The organism is Thermus parvatiensis, assembly GCF_001535545.1.
In the GTDB taxonomy this organism is placed as follows: Bacteria; Deinococcota; Deinococci; order Deinococcales; family Thermaceae; genus Thermus; species Thermus parvatiensis.
On sequence record NZ_CP014141.1, the window covers coordinates 1490319 to 1508835 of the forward strand.

Below are 18517 nucleotides of genomic sequence, written 5' to 3' on the forward strand. Positions count from 1 at the left end.
GCCTCCCAACCCCCGCTATTTTAGCGGCACAAAGGGGAGGGGACTAAGGGCGGCGGGGACCGCCCGGCCCCGGACCTCCACCTGGAAAGGCCCCTCCGCCCCTTCCTCCACGTAGGCGAGGGCGATGCCCCTCTGCAGCAGGGGCGAATACCCGCCGCTCGTCACCCGGCCCACGGGGCGGCCCCCGGAGAGCACCCGGTAGCCCTCCCGGGGATGCCCCCTTCCAGAACGAGGCCCACGAGGCGCTCCCGGCAGGCCCGGGTCAGCATGGCCTCCTTGCCCAAAAACGCCTTTTCCTTCTTCACCACCCAGGCCCAGGGGGTGCAGAGGGGGTTGGTCTCCTCGGTGAGCTCGTGGCCGTAGAGGGGGAAGCCCGCCTCGAGCCTCAAGGAGTCCCGGGCCCCGAGGCCCGCGGGCTTGGCCCCGGCCTCCACCAGGGCCAGAAAGACGGGCTCGGCGTCCTCCGGGGCGAGGAAGAGCTCAAACCCATCCTCCCCCGTGTACCCCGTGCGGGCGAGGCGGGCGGGCCGGCCCGCCACCCGGGCGGGGAAGACGTCGTTCTTCCGCTTCTGGGAAAGGTCCAGATTGGTGAGCCCCTGGAGGAGGGAGGCCGCCTTGGGGCCCTGGAGGGCGAGGAGGGCGGTCCTTTCGGAGGCGTCCTCAAGCTCCACCCTGAACCCCTTGGCCAAGGCCTGGAGGTGGGCGAGGTCCTTGGCGATGTTGGCGGCGTTCACCACCATGAGGTACTCCTCTTCCCCCAGGCGGTAGAGGTAGATGTCGTCCACCACCCCGCCCCGCTCGTTCGGGAGCATGGAGTACTGGGCCCTTCCCACCTTGAGCTTGCCTGCGTCGTTCACCGTGGCCCACTGAAGGAAGGCCAGGGCCTCCTCGCCCCGGACCAGAAACTCCCCCATGTGGCTCACGTCAAAAACCCCGGCCGCCCGGCGCACGGCCAGGTGCTCCTCCACGATGGAGGTGTACTGGAGAGGGAGGAGGTACCCGGCGAAGTCCACCATCCGCCCTCCCAAGCGGAGGTGGGCCTCGTAAAGCGGGGTCTTCTTCATGGCAAGGCCATCCTACCCGAAGAACTCCCGGCGCAGGGCCTCGGCGGAGTTGTCCTCCAGGACCTCCTCCCTCTTGGTGGCCCAGGCGGGGAAAGGGAAGTGGACAAGGAGGGGCACGGGGATCTCGGGCTGGTGGAGGATCACCGCCCCCTGGGGGAGGATGAGGGCCCTTTGGCGGAAGGAGGTGGGAAGGTAGCGGTACTCGGGGCGCTCCGCCTCGGCGGCGTCCAGGCGGCCCACCACCCTTATGGCCGCGTTCCCCACCACGCGCCTTTCCACCTCGCTCGCCGTCTGCTGGGCCCCGATGAGGATCACCCCGAGGGAGCGGCCCCTCTCGGCGATGTCCAGGAGCACGTCCTTGATGGGGCTTTCCTCCTCCCGGGGAGCGTACTTGTTGAGCTCGTCCAAGACGATGAAGACCCTCCCCCGGTACTGCCCCCGCTCCTTCCTTTCAAAGAGGTCCTTGAGAAGGCTTCCCACCACGAACATCTGCGCCTGGGGGGAGAGCTTGGCCAGGTCCACCACGTGGACCTGTTCTCCGGAAAGGGGGTCTGGGGGGTTTCCCGGGCGGTCCCCTCGGATCAGGTGGCCCACGTTCTCCACGCTCGCCTTGAGGCGGCGGACGAAGGCCTCCAGGGTCCCCTTGGCCTGCCTTGCGGTCCAGGTCTTGTCCCCCTCCCCTTCCCCGGTTTCGGGGCCCAGGAGCTTGTACTCCAGGTAGCGCACGAGGTCGGAGAAGCTCTTGAGGCGCGCCTTTCCCAGCTGGTCAAAGCTCATCCCCTCGGAAGCCTCCCCCCCGGGCCAGTCCTCCACCTGGAGGTGGGGGCCCTTCTGCCCCTCGGCGAGGCGCTTGAGCTTCTCCGTCACGTGGGCCACCAGGAAGCCCAGGTTGGTCATGGCGGCGCGGTCGGCGAAGAGGAAGGGAAGGAGGCCCCTCTGGCAGAACTGGACCAGGTCCCAGTGGTAGGCCTCCACCCCCTCCAGCCGGGTGTCCACGTCCGGGAGGTAGCCCGCCTTCTTGGGCGGGGCGAGGAAGGCCACGCTCTGGAAGGGGGTCGCAGGGAGGCCAAGCCTTGCGTAGGCCTTCCGCGCCTCCTCGGTGAGGCGGGCGTTGGGCTTGTCCAGGAAGAAGAGGTCCTCCCCCTTGACGTTGAAGAGGAGGACTTTGGCCTGGTGGGCGTCCTCGAGGACCCCGCTTTCCAGGAGGCTTTTCAGGAGAAAGGTGGCGTAGCTGGTCTTGGCGGCCACCCCGCTGATACCGGAGATGTTCACGTGCCCGCCCTTGACGCCGTTCAAGAACTCCAGGTTGAGGTAGGCCACCTCCCCGTTCTTGAGAAGCCCGGCGGGGAGCTTGGTGCTTCCCCGTTGGTTCCGCATGGCGTCGTAGTAGAGGGCGAGCTCCAGATCCTCCTCCTGGGCCAAGTACACGGGGGAGCCCGGGTCCGGGGGGAAGAACTCCTCGGGGAGGATGCGGGTCACGCTCACGTGGGCCACGTAGGCCAGGCTCACAGGGAGCTTCCCCTCCACCGCCAGGAAGGTGTCGGTGTCAAAGCTCTCCCCCTCGTGGACCTTGGCCACGTGGTCCACCATGCCGAAGAAGCGCACCTGGCCCACCTGGGGGTGGAAGCCCTCCACCACCACCAGGTCGTCCAGGCGCAAAAGCCCGTCCCCCTCCACCCCCACCCAGAACTCCAAGGGGGTGGCCTCCCGCCGGCCCAAGACCACGCCGATACGCTTCACCTCGCACCTCCCAAGTACCTCGCCAGCATGCGGCCCACCACCTCGGGCCTGCCCATCCTGCGGGAAAGCTCCCGCTCCAGCCCCCCCACGGGCAGGAGGTTCTGGGGGCCCTGGGGTCCTTCACCGGGTGGGAGGCCAAGGCGGGGAAAAGCCCCAAGGAGAGGTCGGCGAGCTCCAGGAAGGGGCCGGAAAGGGGCGTCTCCACCCGCAAAAGCCCCGCCAAGGGGGGCGAAGCCCCTCCGGGGGCAGAGGCAGGCGCACATACCAGCTCGCGAGCTCCAGCCCCTTCCGGTGGACGCGGAAGGCGGGGGTGCGCTCCCCCGGGGCCAGGGCCTCGAGGAGGGCCTCCCGCTCCTTGGGCAGGTAGCGGACCCAGTGGGTCTTGATGTAGCCGAGGAGGGGGCCTTCTCGGAGAAGGCGCACGGGGCCATCCACTACGAGAAGCCCCTCAGAAAGCCCCTCGGCCACCTTCCTCTCCAGAGCCTCCCGGGCGGCGCGAAGCCCCGCCATTAGCCCCTCAAGCCCCTCGCCCAAAGTAGGGACGGGCGCGTAGACAAGCTCCCCCGCCTGAAGGGCCTCCTCCAGCCCAACCCCCACGCGGCGTACCCTCAGGCCCAAGACCTCAACCTTTCCCCCCTTCAGGGCCACCGCCCCCGCGGCCACGCAGCCCAGGAGGGCCAGGCGGGGCCCCTGGGCCACCAGGGCCTCGGCCCGCTCCCTCCCGTCCACGAAGTAGAGGGGCTCGGGCCAGGGGGCCTGCCCTCCCCGCTTAGCCTCCCAGGGCTCCTCCAGGGGCCGGAAGGCCTCGGGCTCCGGGGGAGAGGCGGGGCCTTCTTGGAGCCCCAGGGGCTCGAGGCGCAAGAGGCGCCAGGCCATGCCCCTAGATTACCGGGGCGGGGCGGTAGGGGAGGTACCTTGGCTCCCAGAAGCGGCTTTTGACGAAGTCCAGGAGGGCCTCGAGGGCAAGCCCCTGGACCCTAGCCTCCTCCGCCACCCCTTCCTCCAGGGCCCTCTGCATCACCCGGGCGGCCACGTAGGGGGAGACCTCCCGCAACCGGGCCACCGGGGGGTAGACCCGCTCGGGAAAGTGCTCCCGGGTGTAGTCGTAAAGGGCGTAGGCGGCCTCGAGGACCATCCCGTCCGTCACCTCCCGGGCCCGGGAGAGCACCGCCCCGAGGCCAAGCCCCGGGAAGATGAAGGCGTTGTTCCCCTGCCCTATGGGGATGACCCGGCCCTTAAACCCCACGGGGGGAAGGGGCTTCCCGCCGCCACCAGGGCCCGCCCCTCCGTCCAGTAGACGAGGTCGTCCGGAAGGGCCTCCGTGGCCGAGGTGGGGTTGGAGAGGGGGAAGATCACGGGGCGGGGCGTGTTCGCCAGCATGGCCCGCACCACGGGCTCGGTGAAGCTTCCCGCCTGGCCGGAAAGGCCCAGGAGCACCGTGGCCCGGGCGTTTTGGATGGTTTCCAGGAGGCCTGGGTACTCCCCGGAAAAGCGCCAGCCCCCTAGGCGCTCGGGCCTTTGGGCGAAGGGCCTTTTGTACGCCTCCATGCTCCGCCCCTCCACCAAAAGCCCCCGGGAGTCCAGCACCAAAACCCGGGCCTTGGCCTCCTCCTCGCTTAGCCCTTCCCGCTTCATCCCCTCCACCAAGGCCCAGGCCACCCCGATCCCCCCGGCCCCCGCCCCATAGACCACCACCACCTGGTCCGAAAGCCTCTCCCCCTTTAAGCGGCAGGCGGAGAGCACCCCGGCCAGGGCCACGGCCCCCGTGCCCTGGATGTCGTCGTTGAAGGAGGGGATGACCTTGCGGTAGCGCTCCAACACCTGGAAGGCCGTCTCCTTGGCGAAGTCCTCCCACTGGATGAGGGCCTTGGGGTAGCGCCGCCTCACCGCCTCCACGAAGCGGTCCAGGAAGCGGAAGTACTCCTCCCCCCGCAGGCGCCGGTGCCGCACCCCGAGGTAGAGGGGGTCCTTGAGGAGGTCCTCCCGGTCCGTGCCCACGTCCAGCTCCACGGGGAGGGTCTTGTCGGGGCCCACCCCGCCCACGGCGGTGTAGAGGGTGAGCTTGCCGATGCTGATGGCCATCCCCCCGTAGCCCTGGTCCCCGATCCCCAGGATGGCGGAGGAGTCCGTGGCCACGATGAGGCGCACGTCCTCCAGGGGGACGTTCTGGAGGGCCTCGTCTATCCGGTCAATGTTTTTGGTGCTCGCGGTGAAGCCCCGGGGATAGCGGTAAATGTGGGAGAACTCCCGCACCGCCTCCCCCACCGTGGGGGTGTAGAGGATGGGGAGCATCTCCTCCAGGTGGTCCACCACAAGGGCGTAGAAGAGGACCTCGTTCCGGTCCTGGAGGTGGCGCAGGTAGATGTGCTTCTCCAAGGGGGAGGTCTGAAGGCGGTAGCGGCGGTAGACCCTTTCCTTCTGCTCCTCCAGGGTGTGGACGTGGGGGGGAGGAGGCCCTCGAGGCCCAAGAGGCGGCGCTCCTCCTCAGTGAAGGCCGTGCCCTTGTTGAGGAGGGGAAGCCTAAGGAGCAAAAAACCCGTGACGTAGGGCTCCAGGTAGCGCTCGCCTTTCTCGTCCCGCTTGACGTCGTAGTAGCGGCTTATGGGCATGGGGCCACGCTCCCACGCCTAGACGTTGAAGCCGAACATGCGCATCATGCGCTTGCCCTCCTCCGTCATGCGGGCGGGGGTCCAGGGCGGGGTCCAGACGAACTCCACGTTCACCCCCTGCACCCCGGGAAGGCGCATGACGGCCATCTCGGCGTCGGCCTTGACCACGTCCTGGGCGGGGCAGCCGATGGCGGTGAGGGTCATGGTGATGTCCACGACCCCGTTCTCGTGGACCTCCACGTCGTAGACCAGGCCCAGGTCCACGATGTTCACCGGGATCTCCGGGTCGTAGACCACCTTCAGGGCCTCGAGGACCTGCTCCTTCGTGGGAAGCTCCTTCCGGGCCTCGTCCATGGCTTTGAGTATAGCCCCAAGGCCTCCACCCCTTCTCCCCAGGGCCTCACCTTTGTATACTGGGTCCGGTTGGGGAGTAGCCCCAAGGCCGGTACCCCGTCAGGACGGGCCTAAAGGCCCCGGGGGCCGGGAGGGCGAAAGCCCTCGGGCGAGACCACCGCGCCTGGCGGTGGTGCTTTCTTTTTGGGAGGTGGGAGTGTGGAACTCACGGGCGCCTTTTCGGCCATCTTCACGCTCGTCGTCCTCGAGGTCATCCTCTCGGCGGACAACGCCCTCATCCTCGGGGTCATGGTGCAAAAGCTTCCCGTACACCTGAGGCGGAAAGCCCTCTTCTACGGGATCCTGGGGGCCTACGTGCTCCGGGGCCTCGCCCTCCTCTTCGCCGCCTGGGTCATCAAGCTCTGGTGGGCCCAGGCCTTGGGAGCGGCTTACCTCCTTTACATCGCCCTCAAACACTTCCTGAAGCCCGAGGAGGCCCACGCCCCCCCGCCCCTGGAGGTCTCCGCCGCCCAGTTCTGGAAGGTGGTGGCCCAGGTGGAGCTCATGGACCTGGCCTTCGCCGTGGACTCGGTCCTGGTGGCCGTGGCCATTTCCGACAAACTCTGGGTGATCTACACCGGGGTTTTCCTGGGCATCCTGGCCCTCAGAATGCTGGCCAGCCTGGTGGTGAACCTCCTGGACCGCTACCCCCGCTTCAAGCACCTGGCCTACGTGGTGGTGGGCCTCGCCGGGGTGAAGCTCGCCGCGGGGGGGTGGGACAAGTTCGCCAAGGAGGTCCTCCACCGCCCGGAGCTCGTCTTGGGCCTGGACAAGGAGGCCTTTAGCCTCCTCATCCTCCTCGTCCTCCTCTTGGGGAGCCTATGGGCCACGCGGGTGCCGAAGACCGCTTGATGGAGGGCCTTCTTTTCCTCGCCCCCCTCTCCCTCTTCCTGGAGACGGGGCTTCCCATCGGCCTCTTCGTCCCCGGGGGGACACCCTCCTTCTCGCCCTGGGGGCCTTGGCGGCGGAAGGAGGCCTTGAGGCCTTCCCCCTCCTCCCCCTCCTCTTTCTGGGGAGTTTCCTGGGCCACCTTTTGGGCTACGCCCTCGGGCGCTACGGGGGAAAGCCATTGAGGAAGCGGTTTCCCGAGGACCTCTGGAAAAAGGGAGAGCGGCTTCTTTCCCGCTTCGGCCCCCTGGCCCTCCTCCTCGCCCCCTTCGTCGGGGGCGTGCGCACCCTCGTCCCCTTCCTCTTCGGGGCCTTGGGCTATCCCCTTGGCCGCTTCCTCCCCCTGGTGGCCTTAGGGAGCCTCCTCTGGACCCAGGGGCTTTTCCTCCTCGGCTACTTCCTGGGGAAGCACCTCCCCCTTTGGGCCATCCTGGGAGGGCTTTTGCTCCTTGGGGCCTTGGGCCTCTTCTTCTCCAGGCGCCCCTCCCGCCCCTGAGGCCAAGGAGCCCAGGGCTTCCCGGGGATCACACGTACTTCTCGCCGCGAACCACCTCCACGTTCTCCACGTAGGCGATGACGGCGTAGTGGGGGAAGTACTCCTCCTGGAGTTTTTGCAAAATCCTCAGGGCCACCTCCTCGCTCACGATGGTCTCCAGGCGGATGTTCTGTCCCTCCCAGTCCACGCTCCTTATCCCCCGGGAACCCTCCCCCCGGGCCGGGGTGATGGTGTAGCCCTTGGCCCCCAGGCGCTTGACCTCCTCCACCAGCTTCTTCTCCAGAAGGCTCTCCGCCACAATGGTCACCAGCTTCAACGGCACCAGGTCCATGCTTCACCCCCCTATCCACGTGGCCAGGGCGTGGTACACGGGTATGCCCAGAACCAGGTTAAAGGGAAAGGTCACCGCCAGGCTGGCCGCCAGGTAGAGGCTGGGGTTGGCCTCGGGCAGGGCGATGCGCACGGCGGCAGGGGCGGCGATGTAGCTAGCGCTGGCCGACATGGCCCCCAAGACCGTGGCCCCGCCCACGGAAAGCCCCACCAGGTGGCCCAGGTAGACCCCAAGGGCCCCGTGGAAAAGGGCCAGGCCCACGCCGAAAAGAACGAGCCTAAAGCCCACCTGGCGGAGGACGGAAAGCCTCGAGGCCGCCACCATCCCCAGGTCCAGGAGGAAGAGGGTGAGGGCTCCGTAGAAGGGGTCCACGAAGAAGGGCTTGACCCGCTCCATCCCCGCCTCCCCCGAAAGGACGCCGATGATAAGCCCCCCAAGGAGGAGGACCACGCTCTTGCCGGCCAAGACCTCGTGGAGGGCCTCGGAAAGCCTCCCGCTATGCCGCTTGGCCAAAAGGAGGGCCACCACGATCCCCGGCACCTCCAAAAGGGCCACCAGGGTGGGCATGAACCCCGGGGCGGCGTCCCCCACGGCCTGGACGAAGGTGAGGGCGGCGAGGAAGGTGACGGCGGAAACCGAGCCGTAGTGGGCCGCGAGGGCGGCGGCGTCCTCCCGCCCCACCCGGAGGAACCGCCGGGCGAGGAGGTAGGCGGGGAAGGGGCGGAAAAGCCCCAGGGCCAGGGTGAAGAGGGCGGGGAGGAGCACCACGGAAAAAGGCGTGTGGGCAAGCTCCACCCCGCCCTTGAACCCGATGGCGAAGAGGAGGTAGATGGAAAGGGCGGTGTAGAGGGCCTCGGGGAAGGCGAGGTCGCTCTTTAAAAGCCTGGCCGCGATCCCCAGGAAGTAGGCGAGGACCATGGGGGAGAGGAGGTTGAGGCGCAAAAGCTCCAGCGCGTCCATACCCCCACCGCTTTACCAAAGGAGGAAGGGCTTTTACAATCCGGTACGATGGCGCCGTTGGTAGGCCTGATCATGGGTTCCCGCTCCGACTGGGAGACCATGCGCCACGCGGCGGAGACCCTCGAGGCCCTGGGCATCCCCTACGAGGTGCGCGTGGTCTCCGCCCACCGCACCCCAGACCTCATGGCGGAGTACGCCAAGACCGCCGAGGAACGGGGGATCCAGGTGATCATCGCCGGGGCCGGGGGGCGGCCCACCTCCCCGGCATGACCGCGGCCCACACCGCCCTGCCCGTCCTCGGGGTGCCGGTGGAAAGCCGGGCCCTAAAAGGCCTGGACTCCCTCCTCTCCATCGTGCAGATGCCCGCGGGCGTCCCCGTGGGCACCCTGGCCATCGGGCGGGCGGGGGCGGTGAACGCCGCTTTGCTTGCCGCAAGCATCCTGGGCCTCAAGCACCCTGAGATCCTAAAGCGCCTCAAGGCCTACCGCAAGGCCCAGACGGAGGCCGTCCTCGCCCACCCCGACCCTAGGGAGGAGGCGTGATCGGGATCCTGGGCGGAGGGCAACTCGGGCGGATGCTGGCCCTGGCGGGTTATCCCCTGGGCCTTTCCTTCCGCTTTTTGGACCCTTCCCCAGAGGCCTGCGCCGGGCAGGTGGGGGCACTCGTGGTGGGGGACTTCCTGGACGAGGAAGCCCTTTCCCGCTTCGCCGAGGGCCTAGACCTCATCACCTACGAGTTTGAGAACGTCCCCGTGGAGGCGGCGAGGCGCCTGGAAGGGAGGCTTCCCCTCTACCCCCCGGCGAAGGCCCTCGAGGTGGCCCAGGACCGCCTCCGGGAAAAGACCTTCTTCCAGGGCCTCGGCGTGCCCACCCCTCCCTTCCACCCCGTGGACGGCCCCGAGGACCTGGAGGAGGGCCTAAAGCGGGTAGGCCTTCCCGCCCTCCTCAAGACGAGGCGGGGCGGCTACGACGGCAAGGGGCAGGCCCTGGTGCGCAAGGAGGAAGAGGCCCTAGAGGCCCTGAAGGCCCTGGGGGGAAGGGGGCTTATTCTGGAGGGCTTCGTCCCCTTTGACCGCGAGGTCTCCCTGCTCGCCGTCCGGGGCCGGACGGGGGAGGTGGCCTTCTATCCCCTGGTGGAAAACCGCCACCGGGGAGGGATCCTCAGGCTCTCCCTGGCCCCGGCCCCCGGGGCCTCGGAGGCCCTGCAGAAGAAGGCGGAGGCCTACGCCTTGAGGGCCATGGAGGCCCTGGACTACGTGGGCGTCTTGTCCTTGGAGTTTTTCCAGGTAGGTGAGGAACTCCTCTTCAACGAGATGGCCCCCCGGGTGCACAACTCCGGCCACTGGACGATAGAGGGGGCGGAGACGAGCCAGTTTGAGAACCACCTCCGGGCCGTCCTGGGCCTTCCCCTGGGGAGCACCGCCCCCAGGGGCCAAAGCGCCATGGTGAACCTCATCGGGGAAAAGCCCCCCTTCGCCGAGGTCCTAAAGGTAGAGGGGGCCCACCTCCACTGGTACGGCAAGGCGGTGCGCCCCGGGCGCAAGGTGGGGCACATCACCCTGAGGCGGGACGGCCTAAAGGCCCTGAAGGAAGGCCTCGCGCGGCTTTCGCGCCTGGTCTCCGAGCTTCCCTGGGAGGGAGTATGACCATCTCCGAGCTGGAGGAAACCCTTAAGGAGGAGGCCCGGCTCTTCCTCAGCCGGGCCCGGGGGCTTAGGGGCCCCCACACGGAGGACCTTTTCGCCCGCAGGGTGTACATCGGCCCGAGGATGTGTACGTGGAGAACTACCCCCGCCGCCCGCTGGCGGTCTTTAACCCCGGGGCGGTGCTGGAGGGGGAGGTGGTCCACCTCTTCCCCCGCCTCGTCTTTGAGTACTACAGCTACGCCTCCGCCATCGGCCACGCCACCTTGCCCCTAAAGGACCTCCTCGCGGGGCGGATCCCCAGGCCCCTCCCCGTGCGCATCCTCCTCTACCCCACGGAGCTCTTTGAAGCGGTGCGGGGGTGCGAGGACGCCAGGGCCCACCGCCGGGAGGAGGGGTACGCCCTCTTCTACACGGGGGTGGGGAAGCTGGGGGACGCCCGCAACACCGACAGCAAGGAGGTCTTCACCGCCATCCTCTCTCTGGCGGAGTTTGACGAGGCCTTCCAGCTCAAGCGGAAGGCCCCCATCCGCATCGGCCTCTCCGGGGAGGAGACGGGGCTTGCCCTCTACCTCCCCACCAAGAACGCCACCTTCCTCGAGGGGGACCACATCCTCCTCAGGCCCAGCCTCTCGGGCCTTCCCGACCTCTGCTGGCGGGGCAGGCTGGACCCCAAGACCCTCAAGGCCTACGACCTCCGGCCCGTCCTCGCTCCGGAGGCCTTTGAGTACAAAGTGGGCTGGTCCACCAACGCCCTGAGGCTCCCCGACGGCACCTACCTCGTGGCCTACCACGGGATCCTCCGCCACGACCTCTCCTACCGCCACGGCTTCATGCGCCTAAGCCCGGAAGGGCGGCCTTTGGGGCTTTCCCATTACCTCCTCGCTCCCCAGGGCCTAGTGGAGTGCTACGGGGACCGCCCCCTCACCCTCTACGGCAACGGCCTCCTCCTCCACGGGGAGGAGCTCGTCTTCGTGGGGGCGTGGGGGACTACGCCATCGGGGTCTTCACCGCGCCCCTGGAGGAGGTCCTGAAGCGGGTGGTGCCCCTCTAACGCCAAGCCCCCGCCCCCAAGGGTATAATCCCACCCAAGCCGAAGGAGGTGGACGTGGACCGGCTTGCGAGGTTCAAAGAAGTGGTGGCCAAGGCGAAGGCCCACCCCGTCTACCGGGAGAAGCTCCGCGACGTGGACCCGGAAAAGCTCACCCTAAAGGACCTCTCCTCCCTCCCCCCCACCACCCGGGAGGAGTGGCTCGCCTACCTCGGGGAAAACCCCAAGCCCCCGGAAGGGGCGAGCCTCATGCACCTCACCCCAAGCCCCGTCCTGGGCTGGATGCCCGAGTACCTCTCCCAGGAGGACCTCCACTACCAGGCCGAGGCCCTGGCGGCGCACTACAGAAGGCTCGGCCTCGTGGGCAAGAAGGTGCTCGTGGCCTTCAGCTACCACGTCTTCGCGGGGGGGTGGCTCTTCCACCAGGCCCTTTGGCGGGCGGGGAACCTGGTCTTTCCCCACGGGCCCGGGGAGGCGAAGCGGGTGGCGGAGCTCGGGGAGCGCTACGGCTTTGACGTCCTCGTCACCAACCCCTCCTTCGCCCTGAAGGTGGCCCAGGCGGGAGGGCGCTTCCCCTTGCTCCTTGCCGGGGGGAGCCCTTCACCTCCGTGCCGGGCTTCCGGGAGCGGGTGGAGGAGGCCCTGGGGGCGTGGCCCTGGACGCCTACGGCACCAGCGAGCTCGGCATCGTGGCCGGGGAGCGGCCCGAAAAGGACGGGCTCTGGGAGATCCCGGAGATGGCCGTCCTCGAGGTCCTGGACCCCGAGACCTTAAGGCCCGTGGCGGACGGGGAAAAGGGGGAGCTCGTGGTCACCGCCTTAAGCCGCACCCTCATGCCCATGGTGCGCTTCCGCACCGGGGACCTGGCGGTGGCGGAAAGGCGGGAGGGCCTCACGGTGCTTCCCCGCGGGGTCTTCGGCCGCACGGACCAGATGGTGAAGGTGAAGGGGGTGAAGCTCTACCCCACGGAGCTCGCCCCCATCCTGGCGGGCTTCGGCCTGGACCCCAAGGGCTTCCAGGTGGTGGTGGAGAGGAAGCTGGAAGGCACCGACAAGCTCGTCCTACGCCTCAAGGCGGAAAAGGTTCCCCCCGGCCTCTTTGAGGCCATCCAGAAGGCCACGGGGCTCAAGGTGGACGAGGTGGAGCTGGTGGAAACCCTGGAAGGGGGCCTCCTGTTGGACCGCCGCTTCTGAAGGGCCCCGGGGGCTCCCGAAGGTGGCGGGGAAAGCGGACATGACCCCTCTGGAAGCTTTCCAGATCCTTGACCTGCGGGTGGGGCGGGTCCTCCGGGCGGAGCCCCACGAGAAGGCGCGCAAGCCCAGCTACAAGCTCTGGGTGGACCTCGGGCCCCTCGGGGTGAAGCAGAGCTCGGCCCAGATCACGGACCTCTACCGCCCCGAGGACCTGGTGGGCCGGCTCGTGGTCTGCGCCGTGAACCTCGGGGCCAAGCGGGTGGCGGGCTTCCTCTCCGAGGTCCTGGTCCTCGGGGTCCCCGACGAGGCGGGGCGGGTGGTCCTCCTCGCCCCGGACCGGGAGGTGCCCCTGGGGGGGAGGGTCTTCTAAAGACCCCACCGCGGCGAAAGCCGCGGTGGGGGCCCTATAATACCCTTTTATGCTAATTCCTTCGTCCTAGGCCACCAGTGGAACAGGGTGTGCCGCCTGAGGGTCTCGGGGTCCTGGGCAAGGACCCGGCACCGTTCGGCCACCGCCTCCATCATCTCCTCAAGGTCCCGGAAGTACCGGTTGGCCACCGCCTCGTTCACCAAAGGCCACACCCGTTCCACCGGCTGCAGCTCCGGGCTGTAGGGCGGCAGGAAGACCAGCCGCACCCCCTCTGGCACCTCCACCCGCCCCGACACGTGCCACCCCGCCTGGTCCAAGACCACCCACGCCTCCTCCCCCTCCCCAAGCCAGGCCCGAAGCTCCCGCAAAACCCAGCCCATCACCTCCGTGTCTATCCCGTCCACCAAAAGGCTCAGGCTCTCCCCCGTCTCCGGCTCCACAAAGGTGCACACATAAAACCACCGGTACCGGTGCGCCCCCACTGCCAAGGGTCTCTCTCCCCGCCGGGCCCATACCCGCCGGTACACCGGCTTGAGCCCCAAACGGTGTTCGTCATACGCCAGAAGCCTCACCTTCCTCCCCTCGGCCCTCGCCTCCTGGACCTGGGCGGAGAGGTTTTTTTAAACGCCTCCTGCGCCTCCCCGTCCGCCTTGGCGTGCCGGGGGCGGGGCGCCCGCAGAGCAAACCCCATCTCGTGGAGGAGGCGGTAGATGGGGTAGAGGGAGAGCTTCTTCCCCAGCTCCCGCTCTACCCAGTCCCTGAGCTTGGGCCCCGTCCACAGGCCCCCGTCGGGTGGGGGACCCTGGAGGGCCTCCAGGACCCTCCTCTGCTCCTCCGGGGTCAGCTTGGGCTTCTGGCCCGGGTTCTGGTGCCGCTTGTCCCTCAAGCCCTCCGGTCCTTCCCGGTTGTAGCGCCGCACCGTCTCCTGGACCCAGCGGGTGGAGCTGAGGGTGATTTTGGCGATCTCCTTGGCGGTGAGTCCCCGCTTGGCGTGGTAGACGGCCAGAAAGCGGTGCTTCTCTATCGGGTCCTTGGCCTTCTTGACCCTCTGCCACAGCTCGTTCAGGGTCAGGTGGTCGGCCACGGTCATAGACGAAGGATACAACAAGAAAGGGTATAAGGCGTGCCCCAAGGCCCAAACCCGGGGCACGTGGGGCAAACCCCACCCCCGGCGGGGCGTCTACCCCGCAAGTAGACGGTGGAAACGCCTTATGACCTCCACACCCTTCTCCAGGTTCACCAGGTCCAGCTTCTCGTTGGGGGCGTGGAGGTTGTCGTCGGGAAGCCCCAGGCCCAGAAGGACGATGGGCGCCCCCAGGGTCTCCTTGAGCTCGGCCACCACGGGGATCGTCCCGCCCTCCCGGGTGTAGACGGGGGGCCTTCCCCAGACCTCCTCCAGGGCCCGGGCCATAAGGCGCATGGGCGGGCTAAAGGGGTCGGTGAGGACGGGCCTGCCTCCGTGGAGCCTCCGCACCTCCAGGGCGTAGCCGGGGGGCAGACGGCCTTCAGGTAGGCCTCGGCCTGGTCCACCACCTCCTCCGGGTCCTGGTCCGGCACCAGGCGCATGGAGAGCTTCATCCCCGCCTCGGCGGGGATCACCGTCTTGGAGCCCTCTCCCTGGTAGCCGCCCCAGATGCCGTTCGGGTCCAGGGTGGGCCGGGCCCAAAGCCGTTCCAGGGGGGCGTAGCCCTCCTCCCCCGGAAGGACCTCCACCCCGAGCTCCCGCTTCAGGGCCTCCTCGTCCAGGGAGGGCCAGAGGGCCCTTTCCTCCTCGGGGACGGGGCGCACCCTCTCGTAGAAGCCCGGGATCAGGACCTTCCCCGTCCTCTCGTCCTTCAGCCGGGCGAGGAGCCACCCCAGGGCCTGGATGGGGTTCGGGGCCACGCCTCCGAAGGCCCCCGAGTGGAGGTCCCGCCTTGCCCCCTTAAGGCGCACCTCCAGGTAGCAAAGCCCCCTTAGGCCGTAGGTGAGGGTGGGGGTGAGGGGGGCGAACATGGCCCCGTCGGAGACGATCACCACGTCCGCCCGGAGCTTCTCCCGGTTCGCCCGCACGAAGGGGGGGAGGTGGGGGCTTCCGATCTCCTCCTCCCCCTCCACCAGGAACTTCAGGTTGACCGGGGCTTCCTCCGCCGCCAGGACGTGGGCGAAAAGCTGCCCCTTGTCGTCGGAGGCCCCCCGGGCGTAGATCCGGCCCTCCCGCACCACCGGGGAGAAGGGCGGGCTTTCCCAAAGCTCCAGGGGATCCGGGGGCTGGACGTCGTAGTGGCCGTAGACCAGGACGGTGGGGGCCTTCTCGTCCACGAACCGCTCGGCGTAGAGGATGGGGTGGAGGGGGGTCTCGTGGAGCTCGGTGCGGAAGCCCCGGGCCTTAAGCCTCTCCGCAAGCCAAAGGGCCGCCCGGCGCACGTCCTCCCGCCGGGCCGGGTCGGTGGAGACGGAGGGGATGGACAGAAAGGCAAAAAGCTCGGTGAGGTCCACGAGGATACCCTAAACGCCCGCATCTCGTTCCCGCAACCGGGGAGGCCCTTTCGGGGCGCAGAGGGGGGCCCTCAGCCCCCGCCCAAGACCTCTTCCTTTTCCTTCTCCAAAAGGAGGAGCTTGAGCCTGGCCACCTCGGCCTCAAAGCGGGCCTGGAGGGCCTCGAGCTCCGAGCGAAGCCGCATGATCTCCTCCACCCCTGCCAGGTTCACCCCCAGTTCCTGCGTCAGGCGGCGGATCTCCCGGAGCTTCTCAATGTCCCGCTCCGAGTAAAGCCGCGTCTTCCCACTGGACCGCTTCGGCTTGATCAAACCCTTCCGCTCGTAAAGCCGAAGCGTCTGCGGGTGCATCTCCACAAGCTCCGCCGCCACCGAAATCACGTACACGGGGCGGTCCTTGGGGGAGGGCTTTGGCGTCTCCCCGGGCGGGGGCAGGGCCTTGCGCTCAAGCTCCTGGAAGCGGTCCCCGATCTCCGCCTTGAGCCTGGCTACCTCGGCCTCAAAGCGGGCCTGGAGGGCCTCGAGCTCCGAGCGAAGCCGCATGATCTCCTCCACCCCTGCCAGGTTCACCCCCAGTTCCTGCGTCAGGCGGCGGATCTCCCTCAGCTTCTCAATGTCCCGCTCCGAGTAAAGCCGCGTCTTCCCGCTGGACCGCTTCGGCTTGATCAAACCCTTCCGCTCGTAAAGCCGAAGCGTCTGCGGGTGCATCTCCACAAGCTCCGCCGCCACCGAAATCACGTACACGGGGCGGTCCTTGTCCACCACCTTGTCCATAAGCCCTTAGCTCCTCCCGCTAAGCCCTTCTATCCCTAGACATTATACCTCGCCTGTGTACCCGAGGCGCAGGGAAGCTCTCCGGGCCGCCTCCACCACCCGCGGGGCAAGGCGGTGGGCCTCCTCCAGGGAGAGGCGGCTTGCGGGGGCGGAGAGGGAGAGGGCCGCCACCACCTCCCCCGTGGGGCCGAAGACGGGGGCGGCCACACACCGCACCCCGAGCTCCTTCTCCTCGTTGTCCAGGGCGTAGCCCCGCCCGCGCACCTCCTCAAGCTCCCGAAGGAGGTCGGGAAGGCCGGTGAGGGTGTGGGGGGTGTAGGGCGTGAGGCGAAGCCCCTCGGGCACCCCCAAGTAGGCCAGGAAGACCTTCCCCACCCCCGTGGCGTGGAGGGGGGCCCGGGAGCCGGGGGCGGTGAAGAGGCGGACGAGCTTCGTCCCCTCCACCTGGTCCAGGTACAACGCCTCCCGCCCCAGGGGCACCGCCAGGTTTACGCTCTCCCCCGTCTCCTTGGCCAAGGCCTCCATCTCGGGGCGGGCCGCCTGGGAAAGCGAGCGCTTGGGGTAGGCCTGGCCCACGGCGAAGGCCTTGGGCCCCACCCGGTAGACCCCGCCCTCCTCCTCCACGAAACCCGCCTGGGCCAGGGCCCTGAGGAGGCGGTAGAGGGTGCTCTTGGCGAGGCCTACCCGCTCGGCCAAGGGGCCCAAGGGGCTCTCCCCCGCCTGGGCCAGGGCCTCGAGGACCCGAAGCCCCCTTTCCAGGGTCTTCACCGCCTGGGGCGGCTTCTCCCGAGGACGCGCCATGCCGCTTAGGGTAACGGGGGCGGCCCTGTTTTTCAAGATGCAAAAAATCTTTTTGCTTCTTGACAATCCCGCCCCGCCTCCCGTAAGCTCGGACCACCATGAAGGGCGTGGAGATCCGCAAAGACCACCCCCTCCTCAAGGAGGTCCTGACGGAGGAGGCCCTGAGGTTCGTGGTGGCCCTGCACCGGGAGTTCAACCCGGTGCGCAAGGCCCTCCTGGAGCGGCGCAAGGAGCTTTGGGAGCGGTACAAGGCCGGGGAGAAGCCGGACTTCCTCCAAGAGACCGCCTTCGTCCGGGGCGGGGACTGGCAGGTGGCCGAGGCCCCAGCCGACCTCAACGATCGCCGGGTGGAGATCACCGGCCCCGTGGACCGGAAGATGATCATCAACGCCTTAAACTCCGGGGCCAAGGTCTTCATGGCGGACTTTGAGGACGCCCTCTCCCCCACCTGGGACAACGTCATCCAGGGGCAGAAAAACCTCATTGACGCTGTCCGCCGCCAAATTGACTTCGTCTCCCCCGAGGGCAAGGCGTACAAGCTCAAGGAGAAGACCGCCACCCTGGTGGTCCGTCCCAGGGGCTGGCACCTGGTGGAGAAGCACGTCTACGTGGACGGGGAGCCCATCTCCGCAAGCCTCTTTGACTTCGGCCTCTACTTCTTCCACAACGCCCACGAGCTCTTAAAGCGGGGAAGCGGGCCCTACTTTTACCTGCCCAAGATGGAAAGCCACCTCGAGGCCCGCCTGTGGAACAACGTCTTCAACTTCGCCCAGGACTACCTGAAGATCCCCCGGGGCACCATCCGGGCCACGGTCCTCATCGAGACCATCCTGGCGGCCTTTGAGATGGAGGAGATCCTCTACGAGCTCAAGGAGCACGCCGCCGGGCTCAACGCCGGCCGCTGGGACTATATCTTCAGCTGCATCAAGAAGTTCGCCACCACCGCCCCCATCTTCCCCGACCGGGCCCAGGTGACCATGACCGTGCCCTTCATGAAAGCCTACACCGAGCTTTTGGTGAAGTCCTGCCACATCCACGAGGCCCACGCCATCGGGGGCATGGCCGCCTTCATCCCAAGCCGCAAGGACCCCACGGTGAACGAACGGGCCTTCCAGCAGGTGCGGGCCGACAAGGAAAGGGAGGCCTCCCAGGGCTTTGACGGCACCTGGGTGGCCCACCCCGACCTGGTGCCCGTGGCTCAAGAGGTCTTTGACCGCTACCTGGGGGACAAGCCCCACCAGAAGCACGTGAAGCGGGAAGACGTCCAGGTGAGCGCCCAAGACCTCCTGAACTTTGAGGTCCCCGGCGGCAAGGTGACGGAGGCGGGCCTCAGGAACAACATCTCCGTGGCCCTGCAGTACCTGAACCAGTGGCTTTTGGGTAACGGGGCCGCCGCCATCTTCAACCTGATGGAGGACGCCGCCACCGCCGAGATCAGCCGGGCTCAGCTTTGGCAGTGGGTCCACCGGGAGGCCAAGCTGGAAGACGGCCGCACCATCACCCCTGAGCTTTACCAAAAGGTCAAGGAGGAAGAGCTCGCCAAGCTTGGGGGTAGGGAGGTGGGCCGCTACAAGGAGGCGGAGGAGATCCTGGACAAGCTCGTCCTCTCCGAGGAGTTCATTGAGTTCCTGACCCTGGTGGCCTACGACTACATTGACTAGGGCCAAGGGAGGGGAAGACGGGGGGTCTCCCCCGCCTTTTGCCCTAAAGTGAGGGGGAAAGGAGGGAAA

At 68.0% G+C, this 18517-nt stretch carries 13 protein-coding genes and 8 pseudogenes; 8 read left to right on the plus strand and 13 right to left on the minus strand.

Annotated features, from left to right (window positions below; all coding sequences use genetic code 11):
• Positions 1-15 precede the first annotated feature (15 nt).
• From gcvT to AV541_RS08095, 5 genes and pseudogenes are all read right to left on the minus strand, one after another.
• Positions 16-1064, minus strand: a pseudogene (gcvT, locus tag AV541_RS08075) (glycine cleavage system aminomethyltransferase GcvT).
• A 12-nt stretch (positions 1065-1076) separates the two neighbouring features.
• Complete coding sequence (locus AV541_RS08080) at positions 1077-2804, minus strand: ATP-binding protein (protein WP_060384664.1); 1728 nt, start codon at positions 2802-2804, stop codon at positions 1077-1079.
• Positions 2801-3680: pseudogene (locus AV541_RS08085) on the minus strand (DNA double-strand break repair nuclease NurA). Before AV541_RS08085 ends, AV541_RS08080 begins: the two are co-directional and overlap by 4 nt.
• 4 nt (positions 3681-3684) lie before the next feature.
• Positions 3685-5413: pseudogene (locus AV541_RS08090) on the minus strand (NAD-dependent malic enzyme).
• Between the two features lie 18 nt (positions 5414-5431).
• Positions 5432-5767 carry a metal-sulfur cluster assembly factor gene (locus AV541_RS08095; RefSeq protein WP_008631806.1) on the minus strand — a complete coding sequence of 112 codons (336 nt, stop codon included), beginning with the start codon at positions 5765-5767 and terminating at the stop codon, positions 5432-5434.
• 198 nt (positions 5768-5965) lie between these two features.
• Here AV541_RS08095 and AV541_RS08100 point away from each other — a divergent pair, with 198 nt between their 5' ends.
• Both AV541_RS08100 and AV541_RS08105 read left to right on the plus strand, forming a co-directional pair.
• Positions 5966-6658 (plus strand): TerC family protein, encoded by a 693-nt coding sequence (locus tag AV541_RS08100; protein ID WP_008631805.1) that lies wholly within the window; start codon positions 5966-5968, stop codon positions 6656-6658.
• Positions 6658-7190: pseudogene (locus AV541_RS08105) on the plus strand (DedA family protein). The gene AV541_RS08100 and the pseudogene AV541_RS08105 overlap by 1 nt, the downstream one beginning before the upstream one ends.
• A 28-nt stretch (positions 7191-7218) precedes the next feature.
• On the opposite strand, the gene AV541_RS08110 reads toward AV541_RS08105, so the two are convergent.
• Both AV541_RS08110 and AV541_RS08115 read right to left on the minus strand, forming a co-directional pair.
• On the minus strand, positions 7219-7521 hold the full coding sequence (locus AV541_RS08110; protein ID WP_060384665.1) for a P-II family nitrogen regulator: 303 nt from the start codon (positions 7519-7521) through the stop codon (positions 7219-7221).
• Positions 7522-7524: 3 nt separating this feature from the next.
• Positions 7525-8481, minus strand: a complete 957-nt coding sequence (locus tag AV541_RS08115) for a sodium-dependent bicarbonate transport family permease (RefSeq protein WP_008631801.1) — start codon at positions 8479-8481, stop codon at positions 7525-7527.
• Positions 8482-8529: 48 nt separating this feature from the next.
• On the opposite strand from AV541_RS08115, the pseudogene purE reads away from it, so the two are divergent.
• The 5 genes and pseudogenes from purE (at position 8530) to AV541_RS08140 (ending at position 12735) form a co-directional block, all read left to right on the plus strand.
• Positions 8530-9023 (plus strand): annotated as a pseudogene (purE, locus tag AV541_RS08120) (5-(carboxyamino)imidazole ribonucleotide mutase).
• Positions 9020-10126 carry a 5-(carboxyamino)imidazole ribonucleotide synthase gene (locus AV541_RS08125; RefSeq protein ID WP_060384666.1) on the plus strand — a complete coding sequence of 369 codons (1107 nt, stop codon included), beginning with the start codon at positions 9020-9022 and terminating at the stop codon, positions 10124-10126. Before purE ends, AV541_RS08125 begins: the two are co-directional and overlap by 4 nt.
• A pseudogene (locus tag AV541_RS08130) lies at positions 10123-11176 on the plus strand (glycoside hydrolase family 130 protein). The gene AV541_RS08125 and the pseudogene AV541_RS08130 overlap by 4 nt, the downstream one beginning before the upstream one ends.
• Before the next feature lie 54 nt (positions 11177-11230).
• Positions 11231-12365, plus strand: a pseudogene (locus AV541_RS08135) (phenylacetate--CoA ligase family protein).
• A 40-nt stretch (positions 12366-12405) separates the two neighbouring features.
• Positions 12406-12735 (plus strand): tRNA-binding protein, encoded by a 330-nt coding sequence (locus tag AV541_RS08140; protein WP_008631792.1) that lies wholly within the window; start codon positions 12406-12408, stop codon positions 12733-12735.
• 47 nt (positions 12736-12782) lie between these two features.
• Here AV541_RS08140 and AV541_RS08145 read toward each other — a convergent pair whose 3' ends face one another.
• The 6 genes and pseudogenes from AV541_RS08145 to AV541_RS08165 all read right to left on the minus strand — a co-directional run bounded on the left by AV541_RS08145 (position 12783) and on the right by AV541_RS08165 (position 16787).
• Complete coding sequence (locus AV541_RS08145; protein WP_060384667.1) at positions 12783-13307, minus strand: IS630 family transposase; 525 nt, start codon at positions 13305-13307, stop codon at positions 12783-12785.
• A complete protein-coding gene (locus tag AV541_RS08150; protein ID WP_244880509.1) occupies positions 13304-13825 on the minus strand; it encodes an IS630 family transposase in 522 nt (173 codons plus the stop codon). Before AV541_RS08150 ends, AV541_RS08145 begins: the two co-directional genes overlap by 4 nt.
• Before the next feature lie 90 nt (positions 13826-13915).
• The gene (locus AV541_RS13600) at positions 13916-14401 is read right to left on the minus strand and encodes a M20/M25/M40 family metallo-hydrolase (RefSeq protein ID WP_420855395.1); all 486 of its coding nucleotides are present in this window, start codon (positions 14399-14401) and stop codon (positions 13916-13918) included.
• Positions 14284-15213 (minus strand): annotated as a pseudogene (locus tag AV541_RS08155) (M20/M25/M40 family metallo-hydrolase); the annotation flags it as partial. The gene AV541_RS13600 and the pseudogene AV541_RS08155, both read right to left, overlap by 118 nt.
• 71 nt (positions 15214-15284) lie before the next feature.
• Entirely contained in the window at positions 15285-15986 is a 702-nt protein-coding gene (gene hspR / locus AV541_RS08160; protein WP_008631788.1) for a heat shock protein transcriptional repressor HspR, fused homodimer type, read from the minus strand.
• Positions 15987-16028: 42 nt separating this feature from the next.
• Positions 16029-16787, minus strand: coding sequence for an IclR family transcriptional regulator (locus AV541_RS08165; RefSeq protein WP_008631783.1), 759 nt, complete (start codon positions 16785-16787; stop codon positions 16029-16031).
• Positions 16788-16885: 98 nt separating this feature from the next.
• Here AV541_RS08165 and aceB point away from each other — a divergent pair, with 98 nt between their 5' ends.
• The gene (aceB, locus tag AV541_RS08170) at positions 16886-18448 is read left to right on the plus strand and encodes a malate synthase A (RefSeq protein WP_060384668.1); all 1563 of its coding nucleotides are present in this window, start codon (positions 16886-16888) and stop codon (positions 18446-18448) included.
• Positions 18449-18517: the final 69 nt, after the last annotated feature.